The sequence below is a fragment of the Xanthomonas sp. F10 genome, assembly GCF_014206815.1.
Taxonomy (GTDB): Bacteria; Pseudomonadota; Gammaproteobacteria; order Xanthomonadales; family Xanthomonadaceae; genus Xanthomonas_A; species Xanthomonas_A indica.
On the sequence record NZ_JACHNP010000002.1, the window covers coordinates 1,282,161 to 1,300,321 of the forward strand.

An 18,161-nucleotide genomic window follows, 5' to 3' on the forward strand; every position below is an offset into this window, starting at 1 on the left:
GGCCTCGTGGAGACGCCGCAGGCGCGTCATCCGCACCAGGGCGCCGACGCCTCCGAGGGGACACCGCATGAACGACTCGCACCGCGTTGCCGCGTCCGCGCCGACCGATCGCCCCGGCCTGCTTTCGAAGGAACGCATCGTCGCCGGGCCCGGCTTCAATCGCTGGCTGGTGCCGCCCGCGGCCTTGGCGATCCATCTGTGCATCGGCATGGCCTACGGTTTCAGCGTGTTCTGGCTGCCGTTGTCCAAGGCGCTGGGCATCACCGAGGCGGTGGCCTGTCCACCCGACATGGGCTTCCTGGTGCGCATCGTCTCGTCCAGTTGCGACTGGAAGATCAGCGAGCTGCAGTGGATGTACACGCTGTTCTTCGTGTTGCTGGGCTGCTCGGCGGCGCTGTGGGGCGGCTGGCTGGAGCGCGCCGGCCCGCGCAAGGCCGGCGTGGTCGCGGCGCTGTGCTGGTGCGGCGGGCTGGTGATCTCGGCGCTGGGCATCCACCTGCACCAGATCTGGCTGCTGTGGCTGGGTTCGGGCGTGATCGGCGGCATCGGCCTGGGGCTGGGCTACATCTCGCCGGTGTCGACGCTGATCAAGTGGTTCCCGGACCGCCGCGGCATGGCCACCGGCATGGCGATCATGGGCTTCGGCGGCGGCGCGATGATCGGCAGCCCGCTGGCCGATGCGCTGATGCGGTATTTCGCCGGCCCCGACTCGGTGGGCGTGAAGGAAACCTTCCTGGTGATGGCCGGGCTGTACTTCGTGTTCATGATGGCCGGCGCGTTCGGCTACCGGGTGCCGCCCAGCGGCTGGACCCCGGCCGGTTGGACCGCGCCGGCGGCCAGCGCCAATGCGATGATCACCGCCCATCACGTGCACGTACGCAAGGTCTGGGGCATCCCGCAGTTCTGGTTGCTGTGGGCCGTACTGTGCCTGAACGTGTCGGCCGGCATCGGCGTGATCGGCATGGCCTCGCCGATGCTGCAGGAAGTGTTCGGCGGCCGCCTGATCGGCGTGGATGCCGGCTTCGCCAGCCTCGATCCCACGCAACTGGCCGCCATCGCCGCCATCGCCGCCGGCTTCACTGGCCTGCTCAGCCTGTTCAACATCGGCGGGCGCTTCTTCTGGGCCAGCATGTCCGACAAGCTTGGGCGCAAGCACACGTACTCGCTGTTCTTCGTGCTCGGCATCGCCCTGTACGCGGCCGCGCCGTGGGCCGGCAAGGTTGGCGGCAGCGCGCTGTTCGTCGGCATCTTCTGCGTGATCGTATCGATGTACGGCGGCGGCTTTGCCACCATCCCGGCCTACCTGGCCGACCTGTTCGGCACGCAGATGGTCGGCGCCATCCATGGTCGCCTGCTGACCGCCTGGGCCACCGCCGGCATCCTCGGCCCGGTGGTGGTCGGCTACATGCGCGAGTACCAGTTGGGCATGGGTGTGCCGCCCTCACAGGTGTACAACACGACCATGTACATCCTGGCCGGGATGCTGGTGCTGGGCCTGATCTGCAACCTGCTGGTACGGCCGGTGGCGGCCAGGCACTTCATGACCCCGCAGGAGCTGGCCGCGGAGAAGCAACTGGCCCACGAACGGGCCGGCAGCAGCGCCCAGGCGGCGCCGGATGCGGCGCAGCTGGCGCTGGTCGGCCGCGGCGGCAACCCGCTGCTGCTGGTGCTGGCCTGGCTGGCGGTCGGGCTGCCGATGCTGTGGGGCATCTGGGTCACCCTGCAGAAAGCGTTCGTGCTGTTCCACTGAGTCGGGAGGGTTGCGATGTCTTCGGGTGCGTCGTCCAGGCCAGGTGCGGTCGCGCGCGGCGTGCGCCGTCACCGCGACGGGCGCACGGCCGTCGCCCAGGACCTGGTGGCGGCCGAAGTGCCGGTGGCGTTCGCCTACAACGACACGCCGTTCGTGGTGATGATGGCCACGCCGGAGGACCTGGAGGATTTCGCACTGGGCTTCTCGTTCAGCGAGGGCATCGTGGCAACACCGGACCAGCTACGCATCGAGGCCGTGGAGACCTACCTGGAAGGTGTGTCGCTGCGCCTGCGCATCCCGCCGGAACAGGCCGCCGCGTTGCAGGCGCGGCGTCGCAACCTCGACGGGCGCAGCGGCTGCGGGGTGTGTGGCAGCGAGTCGCTGGAGGCGGTGCTGCGCACGCCGCGGCCGGTGCCGGCCGGGGTGCCGATCGCGGCCGCGGCGCTGGCCCGTGCCTTGCGCGCCTTGCGCGCGCAGCAGACGCTCAACGCGTTGACCGGCGCCACCCATGCCGCGGCCTGGGCCGATGCGCAGGGGGCACTGCAGCTGATCCGCGAAGACGTCGGCCGCCACAACGCATTGGACAAGTTGATCGGTGCGCTGGTCGGCGCCGGCCTCGATCCTGGCACCGGCTTCGTCGTGGTCACCAGCCGTGCCAGCTACGAGATGGTCATGAAGGCCACGCAGGCCGGCATCCCGCTGCTGGCCGCGATTTCCGCGCCCACCGCGCTGGCCGTCGCGCTCGCCGACAGCGCCGGCCTGACCCTGATCGGCTTCGCCCGCGATCACGATTACGTCGTCTACAGCCATCCGCAGCGCCTAGCGCAGACCGAACCCGCCGGAGAGCCCGCATGAGCAAGAAGACCATCCAGCCGTACACGCAACCGGCCGGCGGTTGGGGCGCGCTGCGCGCCGTGGCCAAGCACCTGATGGAGCAGGACGTGGCGGTGCAGGGCGGCAAGACCCTGCTGCACGCCAACCAGCCCGACGGCTTCGACTGCCCCGGCTGTGCCTGGCCCGATCGCGACCACACCTCGACCTTCGAGTTCTGCGAGAACGGCGCCAAGGCGGTGGCCGCCGAATCCACCGCGCGCCGCGCCACGCCGGAACTGTTTGCCCAGCACAGCGTCGCGCAACTGGCCCGCTACAGCGACTACTGGCTGGAAGGGCAGGGCCGACTGACCCAGCCGCTGCGCTACGACGCCGACACCGACCATTACGTGCCGATCGACTGGGACGCGGCGTTCGCGCTGATCGCCCGACACCTCAACGGCCTGGCCTCGCCGGACGAGGCGATCTTCTATACCTCCGGGCGCACCAGCAACGAGGCGGCGTTTTTGTATCAGTTGTTCGTGCGCGAGTTCGGCACCAACAACTTCCCGGACTGCTCCAACATGTGCCACGAGCCGTCCGGCACTGCGCTCAAGGCGCAGATCGGGGTCGGCAAGGGCACGGTCTCGCTGCAGGATTTCGAACTGGCCGATGCGATCTTCATCTTCGGCCAGAATCCCGGCACCAACCATCCGCGCATGCTCGGCGAACTGCGCCAGGCGGCCAAGCGCGGTGCGGCGATCGTCTCGTTCAACCCGCTGCGCGAACGCGGCCTGGAGAAGTTCGCCGACCCGCAGGACAAGCTGGAGATGCTGCACAACGGCTCCACCCGCATCTCCTCGGATTACTTCCAGTTGAAGATCGGCGGCGACCTGGCCGCGGTCAAGGGCATCATCAAGCACGTGCTGGAGCGCGACGCCGAGGCGGCGCGCAGCGGGCAGCCGCGGTTGCTGGACCTGGAGTTCATCGACCGCCACACCGCCGGCTTCGAGGCCTTCGCCGCCGAGGTCGCGGCCGAGCCGTGGGACACCATCGTCGAGGAATCCGGGCTCAGCGAGGCCGCCCTGCGCCAGGCCGGGGAGATCTACCTCAAGGCCGAGCGGCTGATCGCCTGCTGGGGCATGGGCATCACCCAGCACAAGCATTCGGTGGCGACCATCCAGATGATCGCCAACCTGCTGTTGCTGCGCGGCCACCTCGGCCGGCCAGGCGCCGGGCTGTGTCCGGTGCGCGGCCACAGCAACGTGCAGGGCGACCGCACCATGATGATCTACGAGCAGCCGCCCCAGGCATTCCTGGACCGGCTGCAGAAGGTGTTCGGCTTCGCCCCGCCGCGCGCGCCCGGCTACGACACGGTCGGCGCGATCGAGGCGATGGCCGACGGCCGCGCCAAGGTGTTCTTCGCCATGGGCGGCAATTTCGCCACCGCCACCCCCGATACCGAGGCCACCCATCGCGCGCTGCGCCGCTGCGACCTCACCGTGCACGTCACCACCAAGCTCAACCGCAGCCATCTGGTGCACGGCCGCGACGCGCTGATCCTGCCGTGCCTGGGCCGCACCGAGATCGACATCCAGGAGGGCGGGCCGCAGCACGTCAGTGTCGAGGATTCGATGAGCATGGTGCACCTGTCCGGCGGCATCAATCCGCCGGCCTCGCCGCAGCTGCTGTCCGAGCCGGCGATCGTGGCGGGCCTGGCCGAGGCCACGCTCGGCGCGCGCAGCACGGTGCGCTGGCGCTGGCTGGTGGCCGACTACGACCGCATCCGCGACCTGATCGCCCAGATGTTCGACGACTTCGCCGACTTCAACACGCGGGTGCGGGTGCCGGGCGGCTTCCGCCTGTCCAATGGTGCACGCGACCGCGTGTGGGACACGCCGGAGGGCCGTGCGGTGTTCAAGCCGCATGCGGTGCCGACCGACAATCCGATCCACCGCGCGCGCCGGCAGCATCCGGGGCAACTGGTGTTCACCCTGGCCACCACGCGCTCGCACGACCAGTACAACACCACCATCTACGGCCTGGACGACCGCTACCGCGGCGTGTTCGGCGAGCGCCGGGTGCTGTTCATCAATGCCGCCGACATCGCCGACCTGGGCATGCAGGCAGGCGACTGGGTGGATCTGCACAGCCTGTGCGAGGACGGCGTGCCGCGGCAGGCCAAGCGCTTCATGCTGGTCGAATACAACATCCCGCGCGGCTGCCTGGCGGCCTACTACCCGGAAACCAATGCGCTGGTGCCCTTGTCCAGCTTCGCCGACGAGGCGCGCACGCCCACCTCCAAGTCGATTCCGGTGGTGGTCACCGCGCATCTGGCCGAGGCCGCCGCGGCCGCCCCACGCGACATCGGAGTCGCGCTTGTCCGCTGATCCGGCGTTGACCGCACGCCTGCTGCCGTTGCTGGCCGAGGCGCCGGACGGCGTGGCGCTGGCCCGCGTATGCAAGCGCCTGGACGTGCGCATGAGCGTGTTGTTGCGCACCCTGGCGTGGCTGGGCGACGCCGAGCTCGCCGGGCAGGCGGGGCCGGGCTGGGTGCGGGTGCAGCGCGCCGGCGAGCGCGAGGTGGCGGTGCTGACGGCTGCCGGTCGCGCGCAGTTGCGGCAGTAGGCGCTACGCCCCCGCCATGCGAGGCGGCTATCGACGTGTGCACGCTGCGCCGTGGGCGGCCTCGCAAGCGGGTGCCGCCCGCGCCCGGCTGGACAATCTCTTTCGACTTCGACTTCGACAGCAGTGCGCGTGCGCTATCGGTGCGCATGCGCTGCCGGCGTGCGTGCGGCGGTGTCGTTGCGCCATCCAAACAAGCGCAGTGTGCTCTTGCGCACGCGGGGGCGTTGTACCGGAACTGCACAGGTCCGGTTTTTGCGTTAACGGGCGCACGCGAAAATAGATCATCAATTCTCGTTGCGTGGGCATGGACGTTTCATGCTTTCCCGCGGTAAGTGACCCAGTCGCGCTTTGGCGCATTTGGAGCGAAAGCGTCTTCCCCAGTCTCAATCCGTGAGAATGCCGGATTCGACGCTGCGGTCGTTTTCATGAAATGGACCGACGCGTCCGCTTGGAGAATCGGGCCTTGCGGCCCAACGATGCTTCGTGGCAATGGCTTCGCATTGCGGCCGCGGCCGGCCTCCGTTTCGTGGAGATAGGGCAGGTCTCTCGCCAGGCGCCTTTGGCGATGGCTGTGTCCACTGGCCTTCGCAGCCAGAACGGATGCGATGCAGCAGTGTTTTCCCGTTTGCAGGTCGCGGATTCGTCCTGGGAACTCATCCGATTTTCCATATCCATCATGAGGGCGATGCGATGATCACTGAAAAGATTCTGGCGCTGCGCACATGCGCCAACAACATGGCCGATCACTGTGGCTTGATCTGGCCGATGTCCGGTCACGTGGAATGCAAGTACTGGAAGCCATCCGCACTGCACGAGAACGGCCTCACCGGTCTGTCGTGGGGACGCGGCGGCGGGGCCCATCTGAGTGCGCATGCCGATGCCCGCTGGGTTGTCTGCGAAGTCGCCGTCGGCGACGTGCTGCCGTTGCCGGAAGAGGGGATGATCAAGTTCCCGCGTGCGCAGGTGCTGCTGGTCGGGAGCCGGAGCGAGGCGCTGGACTATCTCGCGGCCAACTACCGGTTCTACGCGTTGGCAGATCAGGCCGCGTTGCCGACGGTGCCGACGAACGTGGCCAGCCCCGCGGCGGCCTTGCCTGCGCCGGCAACCCTGGGCACCTCGCCGACCCAGCCCACCCCGCCGACCGTGGCGACACCGGCAACGCCGGTGGCCACGGTCGTTGCGGCCAATCCTGTCGAGTCGCGCCCCGACCTCCTTGCCAGGAAGATCGAAACAGGTGTCTATGGCAGCACGCTCACCGGCTCCGACCAAAGCCGGCTGGTCGCCGGCTATGGCAGCACCGAGACCGCCGGCGATCACAGCGATCTGATCGCCGGTTATGGCAGCACCGGCACCGCGGGCTCGGACAGTTCCATCCTTGCCGGCTACGGCAGCACCCAGACCGCGGCCGACCGGAGCACGCTCATCGCCGGCTACGGCAGTACCCAGACGGCACAGGAAGGCAGCCGCGTGACCTCCGGCTATGGCAGTACCGCGACCACGGGCGCCGACAGCGCCGTGATCTCCGGCTACGGCAGCACGCAGACCGCCGGCAGCGACAGTTCGCTGACCGCGGGGTACGGCAGCACGCAGACGGCGCGGCAAGGCAGCGACGTCACCGCCGGCTACGGCAGCACCGGCACCGCGGGCGCTGACAGTTCGCTGATCGCCGGCTACGGCAGCACGCAAACCGCAGGCAGCGACAGTTCGCTGACGGCCGGCTATGGCAGCACGCAGACGGCACGCCAGGGCAGCGACGTCACCGCGGGCTATGGCAGCACCGGCACCGCGGGCGCGGACAGTACGCTGATCGCCGGCTACGGCAGCACGCAGACCGCGGGCAGCGACAGCTCGCTGACGGCGGGGTACGGCAGTACGCAGACGGCACGGCAAGGCAGCGACGTCACCGCCGGCTACGGCAGCACCGGCACCTCGGGTGCGGACAGCACGCTGATCGCCGGCTATGGCAGCACGCAGACGGCGGGCAGCGACAGCTCGCTGACCGCCGGTTACGGCAGTACGCAGACGGCACGCCAGGGAAGCGACGTCACCGCCGGCTATGGCAGCACCGGCACCGCGGGTGCGGACAGCACGCTGATCGCGGGCTATGGCAGCACGCAGACCGCAGGTAGCGACAGCTCGCTGACGGCGGGGTACGGCAGTACGCAAACGGCACGGCAAGGCAGCGACGTCACCGCCGGCTACGGCAGTACTGGCACCGCGGGTGCGGACAGTTCGCTGATCGCCGGCTATGGCAGCACGCAGACGGCGGGCAGCGACAGCTCGCTGACCGCCGGCTACGGCAGTACGCAGACGGCGCAGCAGGACAGTTCGCTCACGACCGGCTATGGCAGCACTTCGACTGCAGGTCACGACAGCTCGCTGATTGCCGGCTACGGCAGCACGCAGACTGCGGGCAGCGACAGTTCGTTGACAGCGGGTTATGGCAGTACGCAGACGGCGCGGCAAGGCAGCGATGTCACCGCCGGTTATGGCAGCACCGGTACCGCAGGCGCGGACAGCACGCTGATCGCCGGCTATGGCAGCACGCAGACCGCCGGCAGCGACAGTTCGCTGACCGCGGGTTATGGCAGTACGCAGACAGCGCGGCAAGGCAGCGATGTCACCGCCGGCTATGGCAGCACCGGCACTGCCGGTGCGGACAGTACGCTGATCGCCGGCTATGGCAGCACGCAGACCGCGGGCAGCGACAGTTCGCTGACGGCCGGTTACGGCAGCACGCAGACGGCGCGGCAAGGCAGCGATGTCACCGCCGGCTATGGCAGCACCGGCACCGCCGGTGCGGATAGCACGCTGATCGCCGGCTATGGCAGCACGCAGACCGCGGGCAGCGACAGTTCGCTGACGGCCGGTTACGGCAGTACGCAGACAGCGCGGCAAGGCAGCGATGTCACCGCCGGTTATGGCAGCACCGGCACCGCCGGCGCGGATAGCACGCTGATCGCCGGCTATGGCAGCACGCAGACCGCAGGCAGCGACAGTTCGCTGACCGCGGGGTACGGCAGCACGCAGACGGCGCGGCAGGGCAGCGACATCACCGCCGGCTATGGGAGCACCGGCACTGCCGGCGCCGACAGTTCGCTGATCGCCGGCTATGGCAGCACCCAGACCGCCGGCTACGACAGCACCCTCACCGCCGGCTACGGCAGTACCCAGACCGCGCGGGAGGACAGTACGCTCACCGCCGGCTATGGCAGCACCTCCACCGCCGGTCACGACAGCTCGCTGATCGCCGGCTACGGCAGCACCCAGACCGCGGGCTACAACAGCACCCTGACCACGGGCTACGGCAGCACGCAGACCGCCCAGGAGAGCAGCTCCCTCACCGCCGGCTACGGCAGCACCTCGACGGCCGGCTACGACAGCTCGTTGACCGCCGGCTATGGCAGCACGCAAACCGCCGGCTACAAGAGTACGCTGACGGCGGGCTATGGCAGCAACTCGACCGCCGGCCACGACAGCTCGCTGATCGCCGGCTATGGTAGTACCCAGACCGCCGGCTATGAGAGCACCTTGACCGCGGGCTACGGCAGTTCGCTGACCGCGCAGCAGAACAGTTCGCTGACCGCCGGCTACGGGAGTACCGAGATCGCCGGTTACGCCAGCACGCTGATCGCCGGCTACGGCAGTTCCCAGACCGCCGGCTACGAGAGCACGTTGACCGCCGGCTATGGCAGTACCCAGATGGCCGAACACAGCAGTTCGCTCACGGCGGGCTACGGCAGCACCGGCGTCGCCGGGCAGGACAGCTCGCTGATTGCCGGCTACGGCAGCAATCTGACCAGCGGCGTGCGCAGCTTCCTGACGGCGGGCTACGGCAGCAACCTGATCGCCAGCTACGGAAGCTCGCTGATCGCCGGCCACGACTGCATCCAGATCGCCGGCCACAAAAGCATGTTGATTGCCGGCAAGGGCAGCTCCCAGACCGCAGGGTCGCGCAGCACCCTGATCGCCGGTGCAGACAGCGTGCAGACCGCCGGCGACCGCAGCAAGCTGATCGCCGGCGCCGACAGCACCCAGACCGCCGGCGATCGCAGCAAGCTGTTGGCCGGACGCAATAGCCAGCTCACCGCGGGCGACCGGAGCAGGCTCACCGCCGGGGACGACAGCACGCTGATGGCCGGCGACCGCAGCAAGCTGACCGCCGGCAAGAACAGCGTCCTGACCGCCGGCGCCCGCAGCAGGCTGATCGGCAGCCTGGGGTCGACGCTCACCGGCGGAGAGAACTCGACGCTTATTTTCCGCTGCTGGGATGGCGAGCGCTACACCAACCTCGTGGTCACCACCGGCGAGCAAGGGGTGGAGGCCGACATGCCGTACCAGGTCGATGCGCAGGGCAACCTTGTCGGCAAGGGCGACGACGTGGAGGTGGTGGAGCAGGCGCCGTGCCTGCCGTTGGAGTGCGATCCAGGCGTTGTCGAGGATGTGCACGATGCCTGAGGGGCGAGGCGACCGCGTCGCCGGCGGTCGCCACGGGACCGGGAGGGCGGCGGTGGCCGCACGGTCGCGCGGATAGTCCGCTTGCCGGGTTTTCCCGGTCGTGCCCGGATGTGCTCGTGCGAGGTGCGCGCGGGCACATCCCTTCTCGGTGGCGGCGCCGGCGATGGCGCCGCTGTCGGGCGGCGCGTGGTGTCCTGGAGCGGCCACGGCCGTCGTGGTGGTCGCCCATCGCCGGCAAGCGGGATTGCGCGGGCGGTCCGCTGTGCGAGGGGAGGAGGCGCGCAGCGCGGCATGGGACGGCCGCACGACGCTGCGAAAGGCGAGGCGATCTGCCAGAATCGCAGGCGTTGTCCGCCAATGCCGAGTCCATGAGCGCCGTCGCGTCTGCCGTTCCGCCCGTCAACTCGCCGCGCCGCGTGCTGCTGGCCAGTCTGGTCGGCACTACCATCGAGTTCTTCGATTTCTACATCTACGCCACTGCTGCGGTGCTGGTGTTCCCGAAGCTGTTCTTCCCCGCGGGCGATCCCGCTGCGGCGCAGTTGCAGTCGCTGGCGACCTTCGCCGTGGCCTTCGTCGCGCGGCCGCTGGGGTCGGGGCTGTTCGGCCACTTCGGCGACCGCGTCGGGCGCAAGGCCACGCTGGTGGCGGCGCTGCTGACCATGGGCCTGTCCACCGTGCTGATCGGCCTGCTGCCCAGCTACGACCGGATCGGCGTGTGGGCACCGGCGCTGCTGGTGCTGTGCCGCTTCGGCCAGGGCCTGGGCCTGGGCGGCGAGTGGGGCGGGGCGGTGCTGCTGGCCACCGAGAACGCGCCGCCGGGCAAGCGCGCCTGGTACGGGATGTTCCCGCAGCTAGGGGCGCCACTGGGCTTCCTGCTGTGCTCGGGGATCTTCCTGTTGCTGGACGCGGCGCTGGACGACGCACAGTTCCTGCGCTGGGGCTGGCGCATTCCGTTCGTCGCCAGCGCCCTGTTGGTGATCACCGGGCTGTGGGTGCGTCTGCGCATCCACGAGACGCCGGACTTCCAGCGCGCATTGGACCGCAACGAGCGGGTGCGCATGCCGATGCAGACGGTGCTGTCGCAGCACGTCGGCGCGACGGTGCTGGGCACGCTCGCGGTGCTGGCGACCTTCGTGCTGTTCTACCTGATGACGGTGTTCGCGCTGGGCTATGGCACCAACGCCCTGCACTACAGCCGCGAGCAGTTCCTGCTGCTGCAGATGGTCGGCATCCTGTTCTTCGCCGCCGGCATTCCGCTGTCGGCCTGGTACGGCGACCGCCGCGGCACGCGCCCGGCGATGCTGCTGGCGAGCGTGGCCATCATCGCGTTCGGGCTGCTGTTCGCGCCGCTGTTCCAGGCCGGGCAGCCGTGGCAGGTGCTGGGCTTCCTGGCGCTGGGCTTCTTCTTCATGGGCCTGACCTACGGCCCCTGCGGCACGCTGCTGGCCGAGCTGTATCCGGTGCCCGTGCGCTACACCGGCGCCTCGCTGGCATTCAATCTGGCCGGCATCGTCGGCGCGGCGCCGGCGCCCTACGTGGCGGTGTGGCTGGCCGAGCAGTACGGCCTGCCGTGGGTAGGTTACTACCTCAGTGCGGCTGCGCTGCTGACCTTGCTGGCGTTGCTGGCGATTCGACGGCAGCGTCGCTGAACGCCGGTTCCGCGGCCGGGGCGCATTCGACCCGATTGCGGCCGCCGGCCTTGGCCAGGTACAGGTATTTGTCGGCCTCGGTCAGCAGGGCATGCAGCGTCTGCCGCTGCGGCCCGCTGTTGCTGACGCCGATGCTGATGGTGAGGTGCAGGGTCTGCGTGCCGATGGCGACCCGCAGGTCGGCGATGCGCACGCGCAGGGCCTCGAAGTAGTCGGTGGCCGCAGCGGCGTCCAGGCCCGGCGCCAGCATGCAGAACTCTTCGCCGCCGAAGCGCGCCACCATGTCCTGGGGGCGCGCATGCGCGGCCAGGGTCGCGGCGACCACCCGCAGCGCCTCGTCGCCGGCCTCGTGGCCGAAGGTGTCGTTGATGTGCTTGAAATGGTCGATGTCGAGCATCGCCACGCTGACCGGCTGCTGCCGTGCCAGCCATCGCGGCAGCGCCCGCTGGCTCTGCTCGAGGAAGTGCCGGCGGTTGGGCAGGCTGGTGAGGAAGTCGCGCGTGGCCAGGTCCTGCAGGGTGCCGATCAGTTCCAGCTGGTCCACGTTCTGCGAGACCCGGCAGAAGAATTCCTCGCGCGAAAAGGGTTTGCGCAGGAAGTCGTTGGCGCCGTTCTTGAGGAAGCGCGGTACCAGCGACGGGTCGTTGTTGCCGGACAGGCCGATCACCGCCAGCATGTCGCGTGCGCGCAAGGTGCGCAGCCGGCGGGTGAACTCCACGCCCTCCATGCCCGGCATTTCCTGGTCCACCACCGCCAGGCGGATGGACGGGTTGGCCTCGATCGCGCGCAGCCCGGCGGCGCCGTCGGCGGCCTCCACCACCTTGTAGCCGTACATTGCCAGCAGCGCGGCGGCGTAGGCGCGCGCCGACGGCGAGTCGTCCACCACCAGCGCGGTGATGGCGCGGTTGCGCGCCAGCCGCTGCACCAGCCAGGCCAGGTAGTCGATGCTGTCCGGCGCGTTCTTCAGCACGAAATCGATGATCTGCTGGGTCAGGATGCGCTTGCGCAGGCCTTCGTCGTAGACCCCGCTGACCACCACCGTGGGCAGCCCGCGCGCGATGAAGAAGTCGACCACGGTGTCGCGGTCGCCGTCGGCCAGCACCAGCCCGGTCAGCGCCAGGAACCAGGAGCCGCCATCGTCCAGCGCAGCGGCGGCTTCGGCCAGGGTGGAGACCACGACCACCGGCAGCTCGACCCGTTGCTCGATCGCCGCGCGCAGCAGGTCGGTGAAGGTGCGCGAGTTTTCCACCAGCAGGATGCGCTGCTGTGCAGGGCTGCCGTCGGGGGCGATCGGGGAGATCGACAACGGGTGCGACATGCATGCCTCGCGGGCGGCAATCCGGGGGATGGAACCCCGGTTAGCGGCCGCGTGCGCGCAAACTTGAGGGTGGCGCGGGCCCGCCTGCGGCTACCACAGCGCGTCGCGCAGCTTGTACCAGGACATCGCCGCCACCAGCAGCGGCGTGCGCAGCAGGCGGCCGCCAGGGAAGGGCGCGTGCGGGATCCGCGCGAACACGTCCAGCCGCTGCGCCTGTCCGCCGATCGCCGCGGCGATGACCGCGCCGGCCAGCCCGGTGGCGGCCACGCCGTGGCCGGAGAAGCCCTGCGCGAAGTACACGTTCGGGGTCAGCCGGCCCCATTGCGGGGCGCGGTTGCGGGTGATGTCGACGTAGCCGCCCCACACCGATTCCAGTTCGACGTGACGCAATTGCGGGAACACCCGACGCATGCGTCGGGTCATCACCCCGCGCAGGCCGGGCGGCGGCAGCGACGAATAGCTGGCGCGGCCGCCGAACAGCAGCCGGTGGTCGCGGCTGAGACGGAAGTAGTCCAGGGCCCAGTTGACGTCGGCCACCGCCATGTCGTTGCCGATCAGTTCGCGCGCCAGCGCCTCGCCCAGCGGCGCGCTGGCGCCGATGTAGGTGCCGACCGGCATGATCCGCGATTCCAGTTCCGGGGCGATGCCGCGCAGCCAGGCGTTGCCGGCGAGGATGGCGAACTCGCCTTCGACCTCGCCGTGCGCGCTGCGCAGGATCGGCCGCGCGCCGCGCAGCAGCTGCGTGGCCGGGGTCTGTTCGTAGATGCGCACGCCGGCGGCCAGCGCCGCCCGCGCCAGGCCGCGCGCGTACTCCAGCGGATGCAGGTGGCCGCTGGCCGCGTCGTACATCGCCCCCAGGTAGCGCGGACTGCGCAGCTGCGACTGCAACTGCGTGCGGTCCCACCATTGCAGCGGATAGTCGTAGCGCTGCGCCATCTCGATGATGCCGGCGCGCAGCGCACGTTCCTGGCGCGGCTTGATCGCCACGTGGGCATGGCCGTCGCGCCAGTCGCAGGCGATGCCGTGGCGGGCGATGCGGCTACGCAGCAACTGCATGCCGTCGCGGGAGAAATCGAACAGCAGCCGCGCATCGTCCTGGCCAAGCAAGGTTTCCAGGGTGTGCTGCTCGCAGCCGTAGCCGACGATGGCCTGGCCACCGTTGCGCCCGGACGCGCCCCAGCCGACCCGCTGCGCCTCCAGCACCACCACCCGATACCCGGCCTCGGCCAGCGCCAGCGCCGCACTCAACCCGGTATAGCCGGCGCCAAGGATGCACACGTCGGCGCGCACGCGTCCGCGCAGCGGTTCCTGCGCCGGGAACGGCGCAGCGCTGTCGAGGTACCAGGAAGTACCGGGGCCCGGGGCGCGGGACCCGGGACCCGGGGATGAGCGGGTCATGATCGTGAATTGTCGATGGGGTGGGACATGTATCCGGCTCCATGTACTTGCTCTTGCTTTTGCGGGTCCCGGGCCCCGGGTCCCCGGTCCCGGTTCCTCACACCGTCCGCAAATACCAGCGATAGTCCACATCGCTGACCTGCGCCTGGAAATCCAGCAGCTCGCGGCGCTTCTGCTGGCCGTAGATATGGCGGAAGCGCGTGCCGAAGGCGGTGGCGGCGAAGTCGCTGTCCAGGAAACGGGCGATCGCGCCGCGCCAGTGCGGTTCGCGTGCGGCGTGTTGCGCGTAGGCGTTGCCCTGGGTTGGCGGGCCCGGATCGATGTTTTGCGCCAGGCCGTGTTCGATGCCGGCCAGCACCGCCGCGGCGACCAGGTAGGGATTGGCGTCGGCGCCGGCGATGCGGTGTTCGATGCGGGTGTTGGCCGGGTCGCTGTGCGGCACCCGCATCGCCACGGTGCGGTTGTTGAAGCCCCAGCTGTCGTTGAGCGGGACGAAGGCGTTGGCGACGAAGCGCCGGTAGCTGTTGGCGTGCGGCGCGAACAGCAGCAGGCAGTCCTCGGCGCTGCGCTGCAGCCCGCCGATGGCGTGGCGCAAGGGCGCCGCCGGTGCCTGCGGGGTGCAGGCGAACACGTTGTCGCCGGCGCCGTCGAGCAGGCTCACGTGCAGGTGCAAGCCGCTGCCGGACTGCGCCGCGAAGGGCTTGGCCATGAAGCTGGCGAGCAGGCCTTGCTGCTGCGCGATCGCCTTGATCGCGCGCTTGAGCAGCACCGCATCGTCGCAGGCGGCCAGCGCATCGGCGCGGTGCTTGAGGTTGATCTCGAACTGGCCGGGCGCGTACTCGGCGACCGCGGTATCGGCCGGAATGCCCTGCGCGCGGCAGGCCTGGGCGACCGCATCGGTGAAGCCGCGCTGGTCGTCCAGCTCCTGCATGTAATAGACCTGGGTGCTGTCGTTGCGCAGCCCGCTGTGAGCATGCAGCGGCGGCTGCGGGCGGCCTTGCGCATCGGCGTGCGGGTCGAACAGGTAGAACTCCAGTTCCACCGCGATCACCGGCGTCAGCCCGCGTGCCTGCAGACGCGCCAGTACCTGCGCCAAGACCTGGCGCGGGGCGAAGTCGAGCGCACCGCCGGCACCGTCCTGCATCGTGAGCAGCAGTTGCGCCGACGGCACCGGCGCCCACGGCACCGGTCGCAGGCTGCCCGGCACCGGGAAGCACAGCCGGTCCTCGTCGCCGATGTCGTAGCCCAGCCCGGTTTCCTCGACGGTGTTGCCGGTGATGTCGGTGGCGATCAGCGACATCGGCAGGCACACCCCGTCGCGGTACACCTTGTCCAGCGCGTCGCGGGCGATGCGCTTGCCGCGCAGCAGGCCGTTGCAGTCCGGCAGCAGCAGGTCGATCTGCTCGCAGCCGGCGATGCGCTGCAGGGTCTGGGCGTCGTCCGGGGGCAGCAGCGGGGCATCGTGCATGCGGATCATCGCGGCGGACGGCGGGAGTGTTTCGAGCTTAGCAGAGCCCAATGGCGTCAAGAATACTCAACAGCGGCACGTGCCCCATGCGCTGGCGCTCAATCACGCGCAACGGTGGCCGTAGTGGGCTTTTGCGGCATTGCACGGGAAGTTGCGCCGTCGCGCAGGTCCGTCATCACGTCTGTCGGTGCGTTGTGCGCCGTGTTCCACTGCGTGTCGTGTTGTAAAAATAAAACGCCCGCGGTAACTTGCAGTGACGCCACACGAGTTCTTCGCATGGCCGTATCGCCCCTGGTCGGCGTGCCGACCGACCGCAAGCTCATCGGCCATCATCCGTTCCTGGCTGCGGGCGAAAAGTATCTGCGCGCCGCTGTCGATGGTGCGGGGGTGACCCCGGTGCTGCTGCCGTCGCTGCAGCCGCCGGTCGATGCCCGCGCCTGGCTGACGCGGCTCGACGGCCTGCTGTTGACCGGCGCGGTCAGCAATATCGAGCCGCACCATTACAGCGACGAGCCGAGCTGGCTCGGCAACCTGCATGACCCGGCGCGCGACGCCAACACGCTGGACCTGATTCCGCAGGCGATCTCGCTGGGCCTGCCGATCCTGGCGATCTGCCGCGGCTTCCAGGAAGTCAACGTCGCCCTTGGCGGTACCCTGCATCAGAAGGTGCATGCGCAGCCGGGGCTGTCCGATCACCGCGAGGATCCGCAGGCGCCGCTGGAGGCGCAGTACGCGCCGGCGCACGAAGTGACGCTGAGCGAAGGCGGCTGGCTGGAGGAGATCGCCGGCCGCGGGCGGGTGCGGGTCAACTCGCTGCATGGCCAGGGCGTGGCCCGGCTCGGCGGCGACCTGATCGTCGAGGCGCTGGCGCCGGATGGATTGATCGAGGCTTTCCGCGGCATCGGCCCCGGCTTCCTGCTGGGCGTGCAATGGCATCCGGAGTGGCGGGTGCTGGACGACCCGTTCTATCTCGGCATCTTCCAATCCTTCGGCGACGCCTGTCGCCACTATGCGGCCACCCGCAGGCACTGAGTCCCATGGCCAGTCGACCCCGATCACGCAAGCACACGCCGGAACAGCAGGAAAGTTCGCTGCGGCGCTGGCTCAAGGAACGCCACATCACCGAGGTCGAATGCCTGGTGCCGGACATCACCGGCAATGCCCGCGGCAAGATCATTCCCGCCGCCAAGTTCTCGCACGACTACGGCACGCGGCTGCCCGAGGGCATCTTCGCCACCACCGTCACCGGCGATTACCCGGACGACTATTACGACCTGACCTCGCCGTCGGATTCGGACATGCAACTGCGTCCGGACCCGGACACGGTGCGCATGGTGCCCTGGGCCGCCGACCCCACCGCGCAGGTGATCCACGATTGCTATACCAAGGAAGGCCAGCCGCACGACCTGGCGCCGCGCAACGTGCTGCGCGGCGTGCTGGCGGCCTACGCGGCGATCGGCTGCAAGCCGGTGGTGGCGCCGGAGCTGGAATTTTTCCTGGTGCAGAAGAACACCGACCCGGACTTCCCGCTGCTGCCGCCGGCCGGCCGTTCCGGACGCCCGGAGACGGCGCGGCAGTCGTACTCGATCGACGCGGTCAACGAATTCGACCCGATCCTGGACCTGATGTACGACTACTGCGACGCGATGGAACTGGACGTGGACACGCTGATCCACGAATCCGGCGCGGCGCAGCTGGAAGTCAACTTCACCCACGACGACGCACTGTCGCGCGCCGACCAGGTGTTCCTGTTCAAGCGCACCATGCGCGAGGCGGCGCTGCGCCACGGGGTCTACGCGACCTTCCTGGCCAAGCCGATGGAGAACGAGCCGGGCAGTGCGATGCATATCCACCAGAGCCTGGTGGACAAGCACGGCAAGAACGTCTTCAGCGGCCGCCGCGCCGGCGAGTACAGCCGCACCTTCGCCCATTACCTGGCAGGCCTGCAGAAGTACGTGCCGATGGCGATGGCGTTCTTCGCGCCCAACGTCAATTCCTACCGCCGGCTGATGTTCGGCGAGGTGTCGCCGAGCAATGTGCTGTGGGGCTTCGACAACCGCACCTGCGGCCTGCGCGTGCCGATCGACACGATCGAGAACATGCGCGTGGAGAGCCGCTTTGCCGGTTCCGACGCCAATCCCTACCTGGCGATGGCGGCGACGCTGGCCTGCGGCCTGCTCGGGATCCGCGAGAAGCTCGAGCCGACCGAGCCGACCACGGGCAGCGGCAAGGAGATGGGCTATCAGTTGCCGCGCTCGCTGGGCGAGGCGCTGGACGAACTGGAGCGGTGCGCGCCGTTGCAGGAGTTGCTGGGGCCGCGCTTCGTGCGGGCGTACATTTCGGTCAAGCGCAAGGAGTACGAGACGTTCTTCCGGGTGATCAGTTCGTGGGAGCGGGAGTTCCTGTTGTTGAACGTGTGAGTTGCTGCGGCCTTCGTAGCTTGCGTGACGCGTCGTTTGCGACGCAACTGCCTACGCGCTCTGCAGCAGACTCGATCCTGCCGTTGCCGTTGCCGTTGCCGTTGCCGTTGCTTTTGCTTTTGCTGTTGCTTCGGTTGTTGCTTTTGACTTACCGGGTTCCCTTCCGAAGCGGCGGCCATCGCGGGGAAAAACCCGAAGGGCGGCGTACATGGATGTACGCCGTCCGCGGCAGGGGCAGGATGCCCCTTCCGCGGATCCCCGT

11 protein-coding genes are annotated in these 18,161 nt (G+C 69.2%); 8 read left to right on the forward strand and 3 right to left on the reverse strand.

The window, feature by feature from the left end; genetic code table 11:
- Positions 1-67: 67 nt before the first annotated feature.
- The 6 genes from FHR56_RS16845 (at position 68) to FHR56_RS16870 (ending at position 11,295) form a co-directional block, all read left to right on the forward strand.
- The gene (locus FHR56_RS16845) at positions 68-1,750 is read left to right on the forward strand and encodes an OFA family MFS transporter (protein WP_160945873.1); all 1,683 of its coding nucleotides are present in this window, start codon (positions 68-70) and stop codon (positions 1,748-1,750) included.
- Between the two features lie 15 nt (positions 1,751-1,765).
- Complete coding sequence (gene fdhD / locus FHR56_RS16850; protein ID WP_160945874.1) at positions 1,766-2,605, forward strand: formate dehydrogenase accessory sulfurtransferase FdhD; 840 nt, start codon at positions 1,766-1,768, stop codon at positions 2,603-2,605.
- Entirely contained in the window at positions 2,602-4,950 is a 2,349-nt protein-coding gene (locus tag FHR56_RS16855; RefSeq protein ID WP_160945875.1) for an FdhF/YdeP family oxidoreductase, read from the forward strand. Before fdhD ends, FHR56_RS16855 begins: the two co-directional genes overlap by 4 nt.
- On the forward strand, positions 4,940-5,188 hold the full coding sequence (locus FHR56_RS16860; RefSeq protein WP_160945876.1) for a hypothetical protein: 249 nt from the start codon (positions 4,940-4,942) through the stop codon (positions 5,186-5,188). Before FHR56_RS16855 ends, FHR56_RS16860 begins: the two co-directional genes overlap by 11 nt.
- Positions 5,189-5,878: 690 nt before the next feature.
- Positions 5,879-9,646: an Ice nucleation protein gene (locus FHR56_RS16865; protein WP_160945877.1), complete on the forward strand. Its 3,768-nt coding sequence runs from the start codon at positions 5,879-5,881 to the stop codon at positions 9,644-9,646.
- A gap of 368 nt (positions 9,647-10,014) precedes the next feature.
- On the forward strand, positions 10,015-11,295 hold the full coding sequence (locus FHR56_RS16870) for an MFS transporter (protein ID WP_160945878.1): 1,281 nt from the start codon (positions 10,015-10,017) through the stop codon (positions 11,293-11,295).
- Here FHR56_RS16870 and FHR56_RS16875 read toward each other — a convergent pair.
- The 3 genes from FHR56_RS16875 to FHR56_RS16885 form a co-directional block, all read right to left on the reverse strand.
- The gene (locus tag FHR56_RS16875; protein ID WP_160945879.1) at positions 11,234-12,613 is read right to left on the reverse strand and encodes a diguanylate cyclase; all 1,380 of its coding nucleotides are present in this window, start codon (positions 12,611-12,613) and stop codon (positions 11,234-11,236) included. The genes FHR56_RS16870 and FHR56_RS16875 overlap by 62 nt on opposite strands.
- A 90-nt stretch (positions 12,614-12,703) precedes the next feature.
- Positions 12,704-14,014 (reverse strand): FAD-binding oxidoreductase, encoded by a 1,311-nt coding sequence (locus FHR56_RS16880; protein ID WP_184502698.1) that lies wholly within the window; start codon positions 14,012-14,014, stop codon positions 12,704-12,706.
- A gap of 94 nt (positions 14,015-14,108) precedes the next feature.
- Positions 14,109-15,488: a glutamine synthetase family protein gene (locus FHR56_RS16885; protein WP_160945881.1), complete on the reverse strand. Its 1,380-nt coding sequence runs from the start codon at positions 15,486-15,488 to the stop codon at positions 14,109-14,111.
- Positions 15,489-15,755: 267 nt separating this feature from the next.
- On the opposite strand from FHR56_RS16885, the gene FHR56_RS16890 reads away from it, so the two are divergent.
- Together FHR56_RS16890 and FHR56_RS16895 are read left to right on the forward strand one after the other, a co-directional pair.
- Positions 15,756-16,511: a gamma-glutamyl-gamma-aminobutyrate hydrolase family protein gene (locus tag FHR56_RS16890; protein WP_160945882.1), complete on the forward strand. Its 756-nt coding sequence runs from the start codon at positions 15,756-15,758 to the stop codon at positions 16,509-16,511.
- A 5-nt stretch (positions 16,512-16,516) separates the two neighbouring features.
- On the forward strand, positions 16,517-17,899 hold the full coding sequence (locus FHR56_RS16895) for a glutamine synthetase family protein (RefSeq protein ID WP_160945883.1): 1,383 nt from the start codon (positions 16,517-16,519) through the stop codon (positions 17,897-17,899).
- The last annotated feature ends 262 nt before the right edge of the window (positions 17,900-18,161 follow it).

Coding starts and splice junctions, on each gene's coding strand:
- FHR56_RS16845 (WP_160945873.1), top strand. CDS start 68: ATGAACGACTCGCACCGCGTTGCCGCGTCCGCGCCGACCGATCGCCCC.
- FHR56_RS16865 (WP_160945877.1), top strand. CDS start 5,879: ATGATCACTGAAAAGATTCTGGCGCTGCGCACATGCGCCAACAACATG.
- FHR56_RS16875 (WP_160945879.1), bottom strand. CDS start 12,613: ATGTCGCACCCGTTGTCGATCTCCCCGATCGCCCCCGACGGCAGCCCT.
- FHR56_RS16885 (WP_160945881.1), bottom strand. CDS start 15,488: ATGATCCGCATGCACGATGCCCCGCTGCTGCCCCCGGACGACGCCCAG.
- FHR56_RS16895 (WP_160945883.1), top strand. CDS start 16,517: ATGGCCAGTCGACCCCGATCACGCAAGCACACGCCGGAACAGCAGGAA.
- FHR56_RS16855 (WP_160945875.1), top strand. CDS start 2,602: ATGAGCAAGAAGACCATCCAGCCGTACACGCAACCGGCCGGCGGTTGG.
- FHR56_RS16870 (WP_160945878.1), top strand. CDS start 10,015: ATGAGCGCCGTCGCGTCTGCCGTTCCGCCCGTCAACTCGCCGCGCCGC.
- fdhD (WP_160945874.1), top strand. CDS start 1,766: ATGTCTTCGGGTGCGTCGTCCAGGCCAGGTGCGGTCGCGCGCGGCGTG.
- FHR56_RS16890 (WP_160945882.1), top strand. CDS start 15,756: ATGGCCGTATCGCCCCTGGTCGGCGTGCCGACCGACCGCAAGCTCATC.